The sequence below is a fragment of the Pseudomonas sp. Z003-0.4C(8344-21) genome (genome assembly GCF_900104975.1).
GTDB lineage: Bacteria > Pseudomonadota > Gammaproteobacteria > Pseudomonadales > Pseudomonadaceae > Aquipseudomonas > Aquipseudomonas granadensis.
On the sequence record NZ_LT629756.1, the window covers coordinates 1,196,722 to 1,211,079 of the forward strand.

The window sequence follows — 14,358 nt, forward strand, 5'->3', positions numbered from 1 at the left end:
GGCTCACTCCTACAGTTTTTACCGCGTTTCATATTTCGATCTTGTTGTGAAGTTCACTGCTGGGGCGCAACGCCCGGGCATAGCAGAACAGGAACAGGTTGCGCACCAGCTCCTTGAGCACCAGCGGCTCGCTGGAATTGAGGCTGCTGACGTCCAGATCGCCTTGATCCTGCAGCTCATGCAACGCTTCTTCTTCAAGCACCGCACAGACTTCGCCGGTTTCCCGATGGAGGATTCTGAGGTAGGGGTGCGGGCGATCCAGCCAGGCGTCGATCAAATAAGTCATGGGTCGTTTCTCCTTGAAAGGTTTCAATGAGAATAATTCTTATTCATCAAATAGCAAGTGCCTATTGGCGGATGATGATCTTTGTGTGGGAGCGAGCCTGCTCGCGAAGGGGCAAATAAAGGATTCTTTGAGGCGCAGCGCAGAGGGCGAAGCTCCATCCCACGGCTGGCGCAGGATGGATGACGCAAGGCTCAGACTTTTCTGACGAACTCGGATTTGAGTTTCATCGGACCGATGCCGTCAATCTTGCAGTCAATGTCGTGATCGCCATCGCACAGGCGGATATTCTTGACCTTGGTGCCGACCTTGACCACCAGGGAGGTGCCCTTGACCTTGAGGTCCTTGATCACGGTGATGGTGTCGCCGTCCTGCAGGACGTTGCCGACCGAATCTTTCTTCACGTCATCCGTGGACGCCACTTCGGCTTCGCCGCCGGCAGACCACTCGTGGGCGCACTCAGGGCAGACCAGTTGCGTACCGTCTTCGTAGGTGTATTCGGAATTGCATTTCGGGCAGGGTGGCAACGTGCTCACTAAGGTTCCTTGGGTATCAGGAGGATAAAAGGGCGCACATTGTATAGGGTTTTAGCCGAAGGAGGGGATAACGCAGAAACAACTGTGGGAGCGAGCAGGCTCGCTCCCACCAAGGGCAGAATCAGTGCGTGCGGGCGACCGCAAACTCGCTCAGTTCCACCAGTGCATCGCGGTATTCGCTGGCCGGCAGTGCTTCGAGGCAAGTAATCGCACGGGCCACGTAATCACGGGCCAGTTGCGCGGTGTACTCCAGCGAACCGGAAGCTTCCACGGCGATGCGGATGCTTTCCAGGTCTTCGATCCCGCCTTTCTGGATCGCCTGGCGCACCAGAGCTGCCTGTTCCGGCGTGCCTTCGCGCATGGTGTAGATCAACGGCAGGGTTGGCTTGCCTTCGGCCAGATCGTCACCGACGTTCTTGCCCAGGGTTTCCGCGTCACCCTTGTAGTCGAGCAGGTCGTCGACCAGCTGGAAGGCCACACCCAAGTGATCGCCGAAGGTGCGCAGGGCTTCGCTCTGCTCGGCGGTAGCACCGGCCAGTGCGGCGGCGCTATGGGTCGAGGCTTCGAAGAGCATCGCAGTCTTGCCGCGGATGACTTCCATGTAGGTTTCTTCGGTGGTGCTGGCGTCACGCACCTTGGACAGTTGCAACACTTCGCCCTCGGCGATAATGCGCGTGGCCTGGGACAGGATCTTCATGACCGGCATCGAGCCCAGTTCGACCATCATTTCGAACGAGCGCGAATACAGGAAATCGCCGACCAGCACGCTCGGGGCGTTGCCCCACATGGCGTTGGCGGTCGAACGGCCACGGCGCATGCCGGACATGTCGACCACGTCGTCATGCAGCAGGGTCGCGGTGTGCAGGAATTCGATGGTGGCGGCCAGCAGACGCATGTCGTCGCCTTCGCGACCCAGGGCCTTGCCACACAGCAACACTAATAAAGGACGCAGACGCTTGCCGCCAGCCGAGGTGATGTAATCGCCGATTTTCGATACCAGCGGTACTCGGGAAGTCAGCTGCTTCTTGATGATGCCGTCGACGGCGCTAAAATCGTCCGCCACCGCGCGGTAGAAAGCTTGGGGTTGCATCAGCGAGAGTCGCTCCAGAAGGGTTGCGCGGCATGCTAGGACCCCCGTCCAGACCTGTCAAGGCGCGATGGACGGCTACTTGCAAGCCTGCTGCGGCTTGCGTACAATCGCGCACCCTGAACTTCCTGGGCAGCACCTGCCTTACGCAATTGCACTTGGGCCGTTCCAGCCCCATGCAGCCATGCCAGCCAATACCTCTTCTTATAAAGAGCTGGGTGAGCAGGATTATCGGAGAAATACCATGTACGCAGTAATCGTTACCGGCGGTAAGCAATACAAGGTCGCTGAAGGTGAATACCTGAAGATCGAAAAACTCGAAATCGCTACTGGCGAATCCGTGACTTTTGATCGCGTTCTGCTGGTCGCCAATGGCGACGACGTGAACATCGGCGCACCAGTTGTTGCTGGCGCAACCGTCAAGGCTGAAGTGATCTCCCAAGGTCGTCACGATAAAGTCCGCATCATCAAGTTCCGTCGTCGTAAGCACCACATGAAGCGTATGGGCCACCGCCAGTGGTTCACCGAGATCAAAATCACCGGTATTCAGGCTTAATTACAGCCTAATTCCTCACTAGGAGAATTGAACTCATGGCACACAAAAAAGCTGGTGGTAGTACCCGTAACGGTCGCGACTCAGAAGCCAAACGCCTTGGCGTGAAGATGTATGGCGGCCAGGTCATCAAGGCCGGCAACATCATCGTGCGTCAGCGCGGCACCCAATTCCACGCTGGCTACGGCGTTGGCATGGGTAAGGATCACACTCTCTTCGCTAAAATCGAAGGCGTGATCAAGTTCGAAGTAAAGGGCGCCTTCGGTCGTCGTTACGTGAGCGTAATCGCGGCTTAATCGCGAGATCGCTGGAGAAGCCCTGTCTTGCGACGGGGCTTTTTCGTTTGTGGGGTGAGTCTCTTGCAAAGCTGTTTGTATGGGCTGTCGGCGTGCGATGCAGGTCGTGTCTTGGGGTCGCTGCGCTCATTTTTGCAAGAGTCTTATGTCTTGATTGTTTTTCGGCTCGTCCGTACGGCGAGAGGCGTTGGTTATGAAGTTTGTTGATGAAGTATCGATTCGCGTAAAGGCTGGTGATGGCGGTAATGGCGCCATGAGTTTCCGTCGGGAAAAGTTCATCGAGAACGGTGGTCCGAACGGAGGTGATGGCGGTGATGGCGGTTCCATCTACATGATGGCCGACGAAAACCTCAACACCCTGGTCGACTACCGTTACACCCGGCACTTCGATGCCGAGCGTGGCTCCAACGGCGGCAGCACCGACTGCACCGGCAAGAAGGGCGAGGACCTGATCCTGCGCGTGCCGGTCGGCACCACGGTGATCGACTCCGCCACCCAGGAAGTCATCGGCGACCTGACCAAGGCCGGTCAGAAACTGATGGTGGTGCAGGGCGGCTGGCACGGTCTGGGCAACACCCGTTTCAAATCCAGTACCAACCGTGCGCCGCGCCAGACTACGCCGGGCAAGCCGGGCGAGCAGCGTGACCTGAAGCTGGAAATGAAAGTGCTGGCCGACGTCGGTCTGCTGGGCTTGCCGAACGCTGGTAAAAGTACCTTTATCCGTTCGGTCTCGGCCGCCAAGCCGAAAGTCGCCGATTACCCGTTCACCACGCTGGTGCCGAACCTTGGTGTGGTCAGCGTCGACCGCTGGAAAAGCTTCGTCGTTGCCGACATTCCGGGTCTGATCGAAGGTGCTTCCGACGGCGCCGGTCTGGGCATTCGCTTCCTCAAGCACCTGGCGCGCACGCGTTTGCTGCTGCACCTCGTCGACATGGCGCCGCTGGATGACTCCAGTGCTCCGGACGCGGCTGAAGTGATCGTCAACGAGCTGATCAAGTTCAGCCCGTCGCTGGCCGAGCGTGACCGCTGGCTGGTGCTGAACAAGTGCGACCAGATCCTTGAAGAAGAGCACGACGCTCGCGTCAAGGAAATCGTCGACCGCCTGGAATGGACTGGTCCGGTGTACGTGATCTCGGCGATCGCCAAGATCGGTACCGAGCGTCTGTGCCACGACATCATGCGTTACATGGAAGATCGCGCCGATCGCCTGGCCAATGACCCGGCCTACAAGGAAGAGCTAGCCGACCTCGACCAGCGCATCGAAGACGAAGCGCGTGCGCAACTGCAGGCGCTGGACGACAAGCGTGCCCTGCGTCGCAGCGGCGTGAAGTCGGTCCATGACATCGGCGACGATGACTGGGACGAAGAAGATGTGGATGACGAAGACGGTCCGGAAATCATTTACGTGCGTGACTGATTCGTTGCAGTAAACTTAAGCGCCGCTCAATCGAGCGGCGTTTTGGTATCTGGAAATCGATCGTTGGTCAGCAATCGCCACGATTAACGTCATGGGTGGTGTCAGGTCGTGCTGCCCTCAAGCTAAGGTTGAAGATGATGCGGAGCAAGGTGACAGGTGCGCAGCGTTGGGTCGTGAAGATCGGCAGCGCTTTGCTGACAGCGGATGGCAAGGGGCTCGATCGCGCGGCAATGAGTGTCTGGGTCGAACAGATGGTGGCCTTGCATGAGGCTGGCGTCGAGTTGGTGCTGGTGTCCTCCGGGGCGGTAGCGGCCGGCATGAGTCGTTTGGGCTGGACGGCGCGACCCAGTGCGATGCACGAGCTTCAGGCGGCCGCGGCAATCGGTCAGATGGGCTTGGTGCAGGCGTGGGAATCGAGCTTTGCCGAGCATGGCCGGCACACCGCGCAGATCCTCCTGACTCACGATGACCTGTCCGACCGCAAGCGCTATCTCAATGCCCGCAGCACTTTGCGCGCGCTGGTCGAGCTGAAAGTCATCCCGGTGATCAACGAAAACGACACTGTGGTCACTGACGAAATCCGCTTCGGCGACAACGACACGCTGGCGGCGCTGGTGGCCAATCTGGTCGAAGCGGATCTGCTGGTGATCCTCACTGATCGCGACGGCATGTTTGACGCCGATCCGCGCAACAACCCCGATGCGCAGATGATCTTCGAGGCGCGCGCCGATGATCCGGGCCTCGACGCGGTAGCGGGCGGCACCGGTGGTGCGCTGGGGCGTGGCGGCATGCAGACCAAGTTGCGCGCGGCGCGTCTGGCGGCGCGTTCCGGTGCGCACACGATCATTGTCGGTGGGCGACTGGAGCGAGTGCTTGATCGCCTGAAAGCCGGCGAGCGCATCGGCACCTTGCTCTCGCCTGAGCGCGGCATGCTCGCAGCACGCAAGCAGTGGCTGGCCGGGCATCTGCAAACCCGTGGCACCCTGGTGCTGGATGATGGTGCGGTCTCAGCGCTGTCGCAAGGCAACAAGAGTCTGCTGCCGGTGGGCGTCAAACTGGTGCAAGGCAGCTTTCGTCGCGGTGAGATGGTGGTTTGCGTGGCGCCGGACGGTCGTGAGATCGCCCGCGGCCTGGCCAACTACAGCGCGCTGGAAGCACAAAAAATCATCGGTCAGTCGTCGGATGCGATTGTCGGTTTGCTCGGTTACATGGCGGAGCCGGAACTGGTTCACCGTGACAACCTGATTCTGGTTTAAGGAAAACTCGATGCGCATAGCGAAAGGATTGTTGGGTCTGCTGATGGCGCTGCCATTGCTGGCCTCGGCCGAAGAAATCGGTCAGGTGTCGACGGTGTTCAAGTTCGTCGGTCCGAACGACCGCATTGTGGTCGAGGCCTTTGATGATCCGAAGGTCGAGGGCGTGACCTGCTACCTGTCGCGCGCCAAGACTGGCGGTGTGAAGGGCGGTCTGGGTCTGGCCGAGGATCGCGCGGAAGCGTCGATCGCCTGTCGCCAGGTGGGGCCGATCAAGTTCAAGGGTGAGCTGAAGGATGGCGACGAGGTGTTCAAGGAGCGCACCTCGCTGGTGTTCAAGACCATGCAGGTGGTGCGTTTCCTCGACAAGAAGCGCAACACACTGGTGTACCTGGTCTACAGCGATCGCTTGATTGAGGGCAGTCCGCAGAATGCTGTGACGGCGATTCCGATCCTGCCGTGGGTGCCGGTCCAGCAGTAAGCGCTGCAAACCCAAACGATGTGCGAGCCGGTCCGGCAGTTTTTTGCAGACCGGCTCGCTGCATTCTGGCGTTTGGATTTGGGCCATTGCAGCCTGAAGCGCTCAGCGCTGATCGCGGCGCATCTCTGCCCATTCGATCAATGCCTGGATTGACGGCCCAAGCGCGTGACCGATGGGCGTGAGCTGATATTCCACCCTGGGTGGCACCTGCGGGTACACCGTGCGCAGCACAATGCCGTCCTTTTCCAGTTGCTTGAGCTGCTGGATCAGCATTTTCTGGTTGATCCCTTCGATCAGCTTCTCCAGATCCGAGAAGCGCAGCGCGCCCTTTGCCGCGAACAGCTGGCAGAGGATGATGATTTTCCATTTCCCCTCCAGTACGCGAAGCGTCTCAGTCGTTGCCTCGGCCCAGATCTTTCGATTTTGCGGGTCTTCGCAGTTCCACTCTCGGTCCATTTCTTCCTCGCAGGTGAGTTACCCACCTTTTGGTCGGTACTTACCATTATCACACCAGCCCCCTAACATCGGTGCAGCTAATCATTGAAGGGGGGTTTTAATCATGAAAATCGGCATCATCGGCACCGGCAATATTGGCGGTGTTCTCGCGCGCAAGCTCAAGGCTGCCGGTCATGAGGTCCGTGTGGCGAACTCTAGAGGTGTTGAGGGCGTGCGTGCGTTTGCTGAAGAAATTGGAGTGGAGCCTGCGGATATTCGAGGTGCGGTAGACGGGGTGGAGGTGATCGTGTTGTCGATACCGCTGCCGGCGTTGAGTGCGTTACCTGCTGATCTGTTTGCTTCTGTGCCACCCGGCGTCCCGATCGTCGATACCAGTAATTACTATCCCGGTTTGCGCGATCCGAAGATTGAGGAGATCGATCAGGGAATGACGGAAAGCATCTGGGTCACCCGGCAGATCGGGCGTCCAGTGATCAAGGCTTTCAACAACCTGCTGGCCTATACCTTGGCTGAGCTGGGTCGTGCGCAAGGTGCTGAGGGTCGTCTGGCAGCGGCCGTAGCAGGGGATGACCAAAAGGCCAAAGAGACGGTCATGTCTTTGGTGGATCAGGTTGGTTTTGATCCGGTGGATGGCGGTACGCTTGACGAGTCCTGGCGGCAGCAGCCGTGCACGCCTTGCTATTGCTGTGACTATGACGCACAAACCATGCGCCGGGCTCTGGCGCTGGCGGTCAAAGGGCGGGCGCCAGCCATACGTGATGAGTTGCCCCAGCACTTCCAATTGCTCGGTCCGAACCCAGGCCATGATGACGTCGTGGCGATGAATCGTTCTTTCAATCCGCTGGATTGACGTTAATCGGTGCGTGGCGGCGCCTGGCTCTTTGAGGGCGGGGCGCGGTCTCGCTCGCGAAGCTGGTCAAATCACAGGCAATAAAAAACCGACCCTGAGGTCGGTTTTTTAATGACTACGTCGATTAAGCGGCTTCTTTCAGCGCTTTGACGTGGCCATTCAGACGGCTCTTATGACGAGCAGCCTTGTTCTTGTGGATGATGCCTTTATCGGCCATGCGGTCGATAACTGGCACAGCCAGAACGTATGCAGCTTGAGCTTTTTCAGCGTCTTTTGCGTCGATGGCTTTGACTACATTCTTGATGTAGGTGCGAACCATGGAACGCAGGCTGGCGTTGTGGCTGCGACGCTTCTCAGCCTGTTTTGCACGTTTTTTGGCGGAAGGTGAGTTGGCCACCGTCGAGCTCCTCGAAAGACTTTTTAGGAAATAGCAAACAAAATAGGCCGCGAATCATGCCGATGAAGACTTGTCTTGTCAAGGGCACTTGAATCGTTCCGCTAAGTGGTAGGTATAAAGAGGCGGGATATTTATTTCCGGCGCTTGACCTGTAAACTCGCGAGCTTTGGCTCTGTGCTGTTGCGGCGCGGAGTATCGCACAAGTAGGCGCATTGTTCGCCTGCTGTTTATCGACAGGCACCCATTCCCTCAATGAATCTGCTCAAATCGCTGGCCGCGGTCAGCTCTATCACCATGCTTTCCCGGGTTCTGGGTTTTGTCCGGGACACGTTGATCGCGCGCATATTCGGCGCCGGAATGGCCACGGATGCCTTCTTTATTGCGTTCAAACTGCCCAACCTGCTGCGGCGAATCTTTGCCGAGGGCGCATTTTCCCAGGCCTTCGTGCCGATTCTCGCCGAATACAAAAGCCAGAAGGGCGAAGAGGCGACGCGTACGTTCATTGCGTACGTGACCGGCCTGCTGACCTTGGTGCTGGCGCTCGTCACCGCGTTGGGCATGCTCGCTGCGCCTTGGGTGATCTGGGCAACGGCGCCGGGTTTTACCGACACGCCGGAAAAATTCGAGCTCACCTCTGATCTGCTGCGGGTGACCTTTCCTTATATATTGCTGATCTCGTTGTCCTCGCTGGCCGGCGCCATCCTCAATACCTGGAATCGTTTTTCCGTGCCGGCGTTCGTGCCGACGCTGCTCAACGTCAGCATGATCGTGTTTGCGCTGTTCCTTACGCCGTACTTCGATCCGCCGGTCATGGCCCTTGGCTGGGCAGTGCTGGTCGGTGGTCTGGCGCAGTTGCTCTATCAACTGCCGCACCTGAAAAAGATCGGCATGCTCGTGCTGCCGCGCCTGAATTTGCGCGATACCGGCGTGTGGCGGGTGATGAAGCAAATGCTGCCGGCGATTCTCGGGGTTTCGGTCAGCCAGATTTCGCTGATCATCAACACGATTTTCGCCTCGTTTCTGGTCGCCGGCTCCGTGTCGTGGATGTATTACGCCGACCGTTTGATGGAGTTGCCGTCCGGTGTGCTCGGCGTGGCGCTCGGTACGATCCTGTTGCCGACGCTGGCAAAGACCTACGCCAACAAGGATCGCCACGAATATTCGCGGATTCTCGATTGGGGTCTGCGCCTGTGCTTTGTGCTGGTGTTGCCGTGCGCGCTGGCGCTGGGGATTCTCGCCGAGCCGCTGACGGTTTCGCTGTTCCAGTACGGCCAGTTCAGCGGCTTCGACGCTGAGATGACCCAGCGTGCATTGATCGCCTATTCGGTCGGCTTGCTGGGGATCATCGTGATCAAAGTGTTGGCGCCGGGCTTTTATGCGCAACAGAACATCCGCACGCCAGTGAAGATCGCCATCTTCACCCTGGTCTGCACGCAGCTGTTCAACCTGGCGTTGATCGGTCCGTTGGCCCATGCCGGCCTGGCACTGGCGATCAGTGCCGGGGCTTGCCTGAATGCGGGGCTGCTGTTCTATCAATTGCGCAAGCAGAAGATGTATCAGCCGCAGCCGGGCTGGGGCAAGTTCGGCTTCAAGCTGGTCGTGGCGGTTACGGTCATGTCGGCGGTATTGCTGGCGGGCATGCATTTCATGCCGGCGTGGGATGAGGGGCACATGCTAGAGCGCTTCCTGCGTCTTGGCGCGCTGGTGGTTGCTGGCGTGGTGGCCTATTTCGGCATGTTGCTGCTGCTCGGTTTCCGTCTGCGTGACTTCAATCGCAAGGCCCTGAGCTAAGGTTTCAGCCTTTATCCACAGGCGTGGGCCGGCAGTTTTGTCGGCTCGATCACTTTGCGTTACGGTGTTGCCTGTCGTCGACCGTCGGGTGTGGTTATAATCGACCACTTTATGAGCAAGAAGCGCGTTATGCAGCTGGTTCGAGGCCTCCACAACTTGCGCCCCCAGCATCGGGGCTGCGTCGCCACTATTGGCAACTTTGACGGTGTTCACCGTGGTCACCAGGCTATCCTGGCCCGGCTGCGTGAGCGTGCGCTCGAGTTGGGCGTACCCAGCTGCGTGGTGATTTTCGAGCCGCAGCCCCGGGAGTTCTTTGCCCCCGAGACTGCGCCGGCGCGTCTGGCCCGCTTGCGTGACAAGCTGCAATTGCTGGCTGCCGAAGGCGTCGACCGGGTGTTGTGCCTGGCCTTCAATCAGCGCTTGAGCAAGCTCAGCGCCAGTGAGTTCGTCGACACCATCCTTGTCGATGGTCTCGGCGTGCAGCATCTGGAGGTCGGTGACGATTTCCGTTTCGGTTGCGATCGCCTCGGCGATTTCGATTTTTTGCTGCAGGCCGGGCAGATGCACGGTTTCAGCGTTGAAGCCGCGCAAACCGTCGAGCTGGACGGCATTCGCGTCAGCAGCACGCAAGTGCGCAACGCCTTGGCCGCGGCCGATTTCGCTTTGGCCGAACGCTTGCTCGGCCGCCCGTACCGGATCGCCGGTCGCGTGCTGCATGGCCAGAAACTGGCCAGGCAACTGGGTACGCCCACTGCCAATGTGCAACTCAAGCGTCGTCGCGTGCCGTTCACCGGGGTGTATCTGGTGAATGTCGATATCGACGGCAAGACCTGGCCCGGCGTCGCCAATATTGGCGTACGGCCCACGGTACAAGGTGATGGCAAGGCCCACCTCGAAGTCCATCTTTTAGATTTTGCCGGCGATCTGTATGACCGGCGTTTGACGGTGGTTTTCCACCAGAAGCTGCGTGAAGAGCAGCGTTTCGCCTCCCTGGAGGCACTGAAAACGGCGATCAACGCGGATGTCGCCGCCGCCCGTGCACTAGCCGCACCTAGCGCCCATCGCTAATGAAGAGCCTTAAATGACCGACTATAAAGCCACGCTAAACCTTCCGGACACCGCCTTCCCAATGAAGGCCGGCCTGCCACAGCGCGAACCGCAGATCCTGCAGCGCTGGGACAGTATTGGCCTGTACGGAAAGTTGCGCGAGATTGGCAAGGATCGTCCGAAGTTCGTTCTGCATGACGGCCCTCCGTATGCCAACGGCACGATCCACATCGGTCACGCACTGAACAAGATTCTCAAGGACATGATCATCCGCTCGAAGACCCTGTCGGGCTTCGATGCGCCGTACGTTCCGGGCTGGGACTGCCACGGCCTGCCGATCGAGCACAAGGTTGAAGTGACTCACGGCAAGAACCTGGGCGCCGACAAGACCCGCGAACTGTGCCGTGCCTACGCCACCGAGCAGATCGAAGGGCAGAAGTCCGAGTTCATCCGTTTGGGTGTGCTGGGCGATTGGGCCAACCCGTACAAGACCATGGACTTCAAGAACGAGGCCGGTGAAATCCGCGCCCTCGCCGAAATCGTCAAGGGCGGTTTCGTCTTCAAGGGATTGAAGCCGGTGAACTGGTGCTTCGACTGCGGTTCGGCCCTGGCCGAAGCTGAAGTCGAGTACGAGAACAAAAAGTCCTCGACCATCGACGTCGCATTCCCGATCGCTGACGAAGCCAAACTGGCTGCCGCGTTCGGTCTGTCGTCGCTGAGCAAGCCTGCGGCGATCGTGATCTGGACCACCACCCCGTGGACCATCCCGGCCAACCAGGCGCTGAACGTTCACCCGGAATTCAACTACGCGCTGGTGGATATCGGCGACAAGCTGCTGGTACTGGCTGAGGAACTGGTTGAAGCCTGCCTGACCCGTTATGGCGTCGAAGGCTCGGTCATCGCTACCACCACCGGTAAACAGCTGGAACTGATCAACTTCCGTCACCCGTTCTACGACCGTCTGTCGCCGGTGTATCTGGCTGACTACGTCGAACTGGGCGCGGGCACCGGCGTGGTTCACTCCGCCCCGGCCTACGGCGTGGACGACTTCGTGACCTGCAAGAAATACGGCATGGTCAACGACGACATCCTCAATCCGGTGCAGAGCAACGGCGTGTACGTGCCGTCGCTGGAGTTCTTCGGCGGCCAGTTCATCTGGAAGGCCAACCCGGCGATCGTCGACAAGCTGACCGAAGTCGGTGCGCTGATGCACACCACGGTCATCGAACACAGCTACATGCACTGCTGGCGCCACAAGACTCCGCTGATCTATCGCGCCACCGCGCAGTGGTTCATCGGCATGGACAAGGAACCTACCAGCGGTGACACCCTGCGCGTGCGTTCGCTCAAGGCCATCGAAGACACCAAGTTCGTGCCGGCCTGGGGCCAGGCGCGTCTGCACTCGATGATCGCCAACCGTCCGGACTGGTGCATCTCGCGTCAGCGCAACTGGGGCGTGCCGATCCCGTTCTTCCTCAACAAGGAAAGCGGCGAACTGCACCCGCGCACCGTCGAACTGATGGAAGAAGTGGCCAAGCGCGTCGAAGTCGAAGGCATCGAAGCCTGGTTCAAGATGGACGCGGCCGAACTGCTTGGCGATGAAGCGCCGCTGTACGACAAGATCAGCGACACCCTCGACGTCTGGTTCGATTCGGGCACCACGCACTGGCACGTCCTGCGCGGTTCGCACCCGATGGGCCACGAAAGCGGCCCGCGTGCCGACCTGTACCTGGAAGGCTCGGACCAACACCGTGGCTGGTTCCACTCGTCGCTGCTGACCGGCTGCGCCATCGACAACCACGCGCCGTACCGCGAACTGCTGACCCACGGTTTCACCGTCGACGAAGCCGGGCGCAAGATGTCCAAGTCGCTGGGCAACGTGATCGCGCCGCAGAAAGTCAACGACACCCTCGGCGCCGACATCATGCGTCTGTGGGTCGCTTCGACCGATTACTCCGGTGAAATGGCGGTATCCGACCAGATCCTGCAGCGTAGCGCCGACGCTTATCGTCGTATCCGTAACACTGCGCGTTTCCTGCTTTCCAACCTGAGCGGCTTCAACCCGGCCACCGACCTCCTGCCGGCTGAAGAAATGCTCGCGCTGGACCGTTGGGCGGTCGACCGCACCTTGCTGCTGCAACGCGAGCTGCAAGAGCACTACGGCGAATACCGTTTCTGGAACGTCTACTCGAAGATCCACAACTTCTGCGTGCAGGAGCTGGGCGGTTTCTACCTCGACATCATCAAGGACCGTCAGTACACCACTGGCGCCAACAGCAAGGCCCGCCGTTCGGCGCAAACCGCGCTGTTCCACATCTCCGAAGCGCTGGTGCGCTGGATCGCGCCGATCCTCGCCTTCACCGCTGACGAGCTGTGGGAGTACCTGCCGGGCGAGCGTAACGAATCGGTCATGCTCAACACCTGGTACGAAGGCCTGACCGAACTGCCGGACAACGTCGAGCTGGGTCGCGAATACTGGGACCGGGTGATGGCGGTCAAGGCAGCGGTCAACAAGGAAATGGAAATCCAGCGAGCGGCCAAAGCCGTCGGTGGCAACTTGCAGGCCGAAGTGACGCTGTACGCCGAAGACGCGCTGAGCGCCGATCTGGAAAAACTCAGCAACGAACTGCGCTTCGTCCTGATCACTTCGACCGCCAGCGTCGCGCCGTTTGTTCAGGCACCGGCGGACGCGGTCGCCACCGAAGTCAGCGGTCTGAAACTGAAGATTGTCAAATCGGCCTTCCCGAAGTGCGCCCGTTGCTGGCACTGCCGCGAAGACGTCGGCGTGAACCCGGAGCATCCGGAAATCTGCGGTCGTTGCGTCGACAACATCAGCGGCACTGGCGAGGTTCGTCACTATGCCTGATGCCATTGGCCGTTTCGGACGGTTGAGCTGGCTGTGGTTGAGCCTGCTGGTTCTGGTCATCGACCAGGCCAGCAAGTTCTACTTCGAAGGCAAGCTCGAAATGTTCCAGCAGATCGTGATCATTCCCGATCTGTTCAGCTGGACCCTGGCCTACAACACCGGCGCGGCGTTCAGCTTCCTGGCTGACAGCTCCGGCTGGCAGCGCTGGCTGTTCGCCCTGATCGCCATCGTGGTCAGCGGTGTGCTGGTGGTCTGGCTCAAGCGCCTGGGCCGCAACGACACCTGGCTGGCCATCGCGCTGGCGCTGGTGTTGGGCGGCGCGCTGGGTAACCTGTACGACCGCGTCGCCCTGGGCCATGTGATCGACTTCATTCTGGTGCACTGGCAGAACCGCTGGTACTTCCCGGCGTTCAACATTGCCGACAGCGCGATCACCGTCGGCGCGATCATGCTGGCGCTGGACATGTTCAAATCGAAGAAAACCGAAGAGACCGCTCATGACTGAACAGGTATCGGCTGAGCAACGCATCGGCCAGAACACGGAAGTCACTTTGCATTTCGCACTGCGCCTGGAAAACGGCGACACCGTCGACAGCACGTTCGACAAAGCCCCGGCGACCTTCAAGGTCGGCGACGGCAACCTGCTGCCGGGTTTCGAAGCGGCGCTGTTCGGCTTCAAGGCCGGCGACAAGCGCACGCTGACCGTCGAGCCGGAAAACGCCTTCGGCCAGCCGAACCCGCAAAACGTCCAGGTCATCCCGCGTTCGCAGTTCGCCGACATGGAGCTGTCGCCGGGCCTGCTGGTGATCTTCAACGATGCGGCCAATACTGAACTGCCGGGCGTGGTAAAAGAGTTCGACGACGCGCAAGTGACCGTCGACTTCAACCACCCGCTGTCCGGCAAGACATTGACCTTTGACGTGGAAATCATTTCCGTCAAAGCGATCTGAGCAATAAAGCAGAACCTCTGTGGGAGCGGGCTTGCCCGCGAAAGCGATGTATTGGTCGACATCAATGTTGACTGTCATGGCCCCATCGCGGGCAA

The 14,358-nt window shown here is 59.5% G+C and carries 16 protein-coding genes; 11 read left to right on the forward strand and 5 right to left on the reverse strand.

Features of this window, described 5'->3' with window-relative positions; all coding sequences use genetic code 11:
* Positions 1–28: 28 nt before the first annotated feature.
* The 3 genes from BLU24_RS05575 to BLU24_RS05585 all read right to left on the reverse strand — a co-directional run bounded on the left by BLU24_RS05575 (position 29) and on the right by BLU24_RS05585 (position 1,909).
* Positions 29–286 (reverse strand): PA4570 family protein, encoded by a 258-nt coding sequence (locus tag BLU24_RS05575; RefSeq protein WP_093098189.1) that lies wholly within the window; start codon positions 284–286, stop codon positions 29–31.
* 191 nt (positions 287–477) lie between these two features.
* Positions 478–819 (reverse strand): zinc ribbon domain-containing protein YjdM, encoded by a 342-nt coding sequence (locus BLU24_RS05580; protein WP_090286447.1) that lies wholly within the window; start codon positions 817–819, stop codon positions 478–480.
* Between the two features lie 121 nt (positions 820–940).
* Positions 941–1,909 carry a polyprenyl synthetase family protein gene (locus BLU24_RS05585; protein WP_090286445.1) on the reverse strand — a complete coding sequence of 323 codons (969 nt, stop codon included), beginning with the start codon at positions 1,907–1,909 and terminating at the stop codon, positions 941–943.
* 241 nt (positions 1,910–2,150) lie between these two features.
* Here BLU24_RS05585 and rplU point away from each other — a divergent pair, with 241 nt between their 5' ends.
* From rplU to BLU24_RS05610, 5 genes are all read left to right on the forward strand, one after another.
* On the forward strand, positions 2,151–2,462 hold the full coding sequence (gene rplU / locus BLU24_RS05590) for a 50S ribosomal protein L21 (protein WP_007924746.1): 312 nt from the start codon (positions 2,151–2,153) through the stop codon (positions 2,460–2,462).
* A gap of 35 nt (positions 2,463–2,497) precedes the next feature.
* Positions 2,498–2,755 (forward strand): 50S ribosomal protein L27, encoded by a 258-nt coding sequence (rpmA, locus tag BLU24_RS05595; RefSeq protein WP_016773121.1) that lies wholly within the window; start codon positions 2,498–2,500, stop codon positions 2,753–2,755.
* A 193-nt stretch (positions 2,756–2,948) separates the two neighbouring features.
* The gene (cgtA, locus tag BLU24_RS05600; RefSeq protein ID WP_090286443.1) at positions 2,949–4,172 is read left to right on the forward strand and encodes an Obg family GTPase CgtA; all 1,224 of its coding nucleotides are present in this window, start codon (positions 2,949–2,951) and stop codon (positions 4,170–4,172) included.
* 137 nt (positions 4,173–4,309) lie between these two features.
* Positions 4,310–5,428, forward strand: coding sequence for a glutamate 5-kinase (gene proB, locus BLU24_RS05605; RefSeq protein ID WP_093098191.1), 1,119 nt, complete (start codon positions 4,310–4,312; stop codon positions 5,426–5,428).
* Between the two features lie 10 nt (positions 5,429–5,438).
* The gene (locus BLU24_RS05610) at positions 5,439–5,906 is read left to right on the forward strand and encodes a CreA family protein (RefSeq protein WP_090286439.1); all 468 of its coding nucleotides are present in this window, start codon (positions 5,439–5,441) and stop codon (positions 5,904–5,906) included.
* Positions 5,907–6,008: 102 nt separating this feature from the next.
* Here the strand turns inward: BLU24_RS05610 and BLU24_RS05615 are convergent, their stop codons facing one another.
* Positions 6,009–6,362, reverse strand: a complete 354-nt coding sequence (locus BLU24_RS05615) for a winged helix-turn-helix transcriptional regulator (RefSeq protein WP_093098193.1) — start codon at positions 6,360–6,362, stop codon at positions 6,009–6,011.
* Positions 6,363–6,465: 103 nt separating this feature from the next.
* Here BLU24_RS05615 and BLU24_RS05620 point away from each other — a divergent pair, with 103 nt between their 5' ends.
* A complete protein-coding gene (locus BLU24_RS05620) occupies positions 6,466–7,212 on the forward strand; it encodes an NADPH-dependent F420 reductase (RefSeq protein ID WP_093098195.1) in 747 nt (248 codons plus the stop codon).
* Between the two features lie 124 nt (positions 7,213–7,336).
* On the opposite strand, the gene rpsT is transcribed toward BLU24_RS05620, so the two are convergent.
* Complete coding sequence (gene rpsT, locus BLU24_RS05625; protein WP_003228351.1) at positions 7,337–7,609, reverse strand: 30S ribosomal protein S20; 273 nt, start codon at positions 7,607–7,609, stop codon at positions 7,337–7,339.
* A 252-nt stretch (positions 7,610–7,861) separates the two neighbouring features.
* On the opposite strand from rpsT, the gene murJ reads away from it, so the two are divergent.
* The 5 genes from murJ (at position 7,862) to fkpB (ending at position 14,263) form a co-directional block, all read left to right on the forward strand.
* Positions 7,862–9,400, forward strand: coding sequence for a murein biosynthesis integral membrane protein MurJ (gene murJ, locus BLU24_RS05630; RefSeq protein ID WP_093098197.1), 1,539 nt, complete (start codon positions 7,862–7,864; stop codon positions 9,398–9,400).
* 129 nt (positions 9,401–9,529) lie between these two features.
* A complete protein-coding gene (ribF, locus tag BLU24_RS05635; protein WP_172833241.1) occupies positions 9,530–10,468 on the forward strand; it encodes a bifunctional riboflavin kinase/FAD synthetase in 939 nt (312 codons plus the stop codon).
* Positions 10,469–10,481: 13 nt separating this feature from the next.
* The gene (ileS, locus tag BLU24_RS05640) at positions 10,482–13,313 is read left to right on the forward strand and encodes an isoleucine--tRNA ligase (protein ID WP_093098202.1); all 2,832 of its coding nucleotides are present in this window, start codon (positions 10,482–10,484) and stop codon (positions 13,311–13,313) included.
* Positions 13,306–13,818 (forward strand): signal peptidase II, encoded by a 513-nt coding sequence (lspA, locus tag BLU24_RS05645; protein ID WP_093098204.1) that lies wholly within the window; start codon positions 13,306–13,308, stop codon positions 13,816–13,818. The genes ileS and lspA overlap by 8 nt, the downstream gene beginning before the upstream one ends.
* Entirely contained in the window at positions 13,811–14,263 is a 453-nt protein-coding gene (gene fkpB / locus BLU24_RS05650; protein ID WP_090286424.1) for an FKBP-type peptidyl-prolyl cis-trans isomerase, read from the forward strand. Before lspA ends, fkpB begins: the two co-directional genes overlap by 8 nt.
* The last annotated feature ends 95 nt before the right edge of the window (positions 14,264–14,358 follow it).

What these genes read in the sequence shown, in the direction of transcription:
- BLU24_RS05575 (WP_093098189.1), bottom strand. Translation starts at nt 286, where the DNA reads ATGACTTATTTGATCGACGCCTGGCTGGATCGCCCGCACCCCTACCTC.
- BLU24_RS05585 (WP_090286445.1), bottom strand. Translation starts at nt 1,909, where the DNA reads ATGCAACCCCAAGCTTTCTACCGCGCGGTGGCGGACGATTTTAGCGCC.
- rplU (WP_007924746.1), top strand. Translation starts at nt 2,151, where the DNA reads ATGTACGCAGTAATCGTTACCGGCGGTAAGCAATACAAGGTCGCTGAA.
- rpmA (WP_016773121.1), top strand. Translation starts at nt 2,498, where the DNA reads ATGGCACACAAAAAAGCTGGTGGTAGTACCCGTAACGGTCGCGACTCA.
- cgtA (WP_090286443.1), top strand. Translation starts at nt 2,949, where the DNA reads ATGAAGTTTGTTGATGAAGTATCGATTCGCGTAAAGGCTGGTGATGGC.
- proB (WP_093098191.1), top strand. Translation starts at nt 4,310, where the DNA reads ATGCGGAGCAAGGTGACAGGTGCGCAGCGTTGGGTCGTGAAGATCGGC.
- BLU24_RS05610 (WP_090286439.1), top strand. Translation starts at nt 5,439, where the DNA reads ATGCGCATAGCGAAAGGATTGTTGGGTCTGCTGATGGCGCTGCCATTG.
- BLU24_RS05615 (WP_093098193.1), bottom strand. Translation starts at nt 6,362, where the DNA reads ATGGACCGAGAGTGGAACTGCGAAGACCCGCAAAATCGAAAGATCTGG.
- BLU24_RS05620 (WP_093098195.1), top strand. Translation starts at nt 6,466, where the DNA reads ATGAAAATCGGCATCATCGGCACCGGCAATATTGGCGGTGTTCTCGCG.
- murJ (WP_093098197.1), top strand. Translation starts at nt 7,862, where the DNA reads ATGAATCTGCTCAAATCGCTGGCCGCGGTCAGCTCTATCACCATGCTT.
- ribF (WP_172833241.1), top strand. Translation starts at nt 9,530, where the DNA reads ATGCAGCTGGTTCGAGGCCTCCACAACTTGCGCCCCCAGCATCGGGGC.
- ileS (WP_093098202.1), top strand. Translation starts at nt 10,482, where the DNA reads ATGACCGACTATAAAGCCACGCTAAACCTTCCGGACACCGCCTTCCCA.
- lspA (WP_093098204.1), top strand. Translation starts at nt 13,306, where the DNA reads ATGCCTGATGCCATTGGCCGTTTCGGACGGTTGAGCTGGCTGTGGTTG.
- fkpB (WP_090286424.1), top strand. Translation starts at nt 13,811, where the DNA reads ATGACTGAACAGGTATCGGCTGAGCAACGCATCGGCCAGAACACGGAA.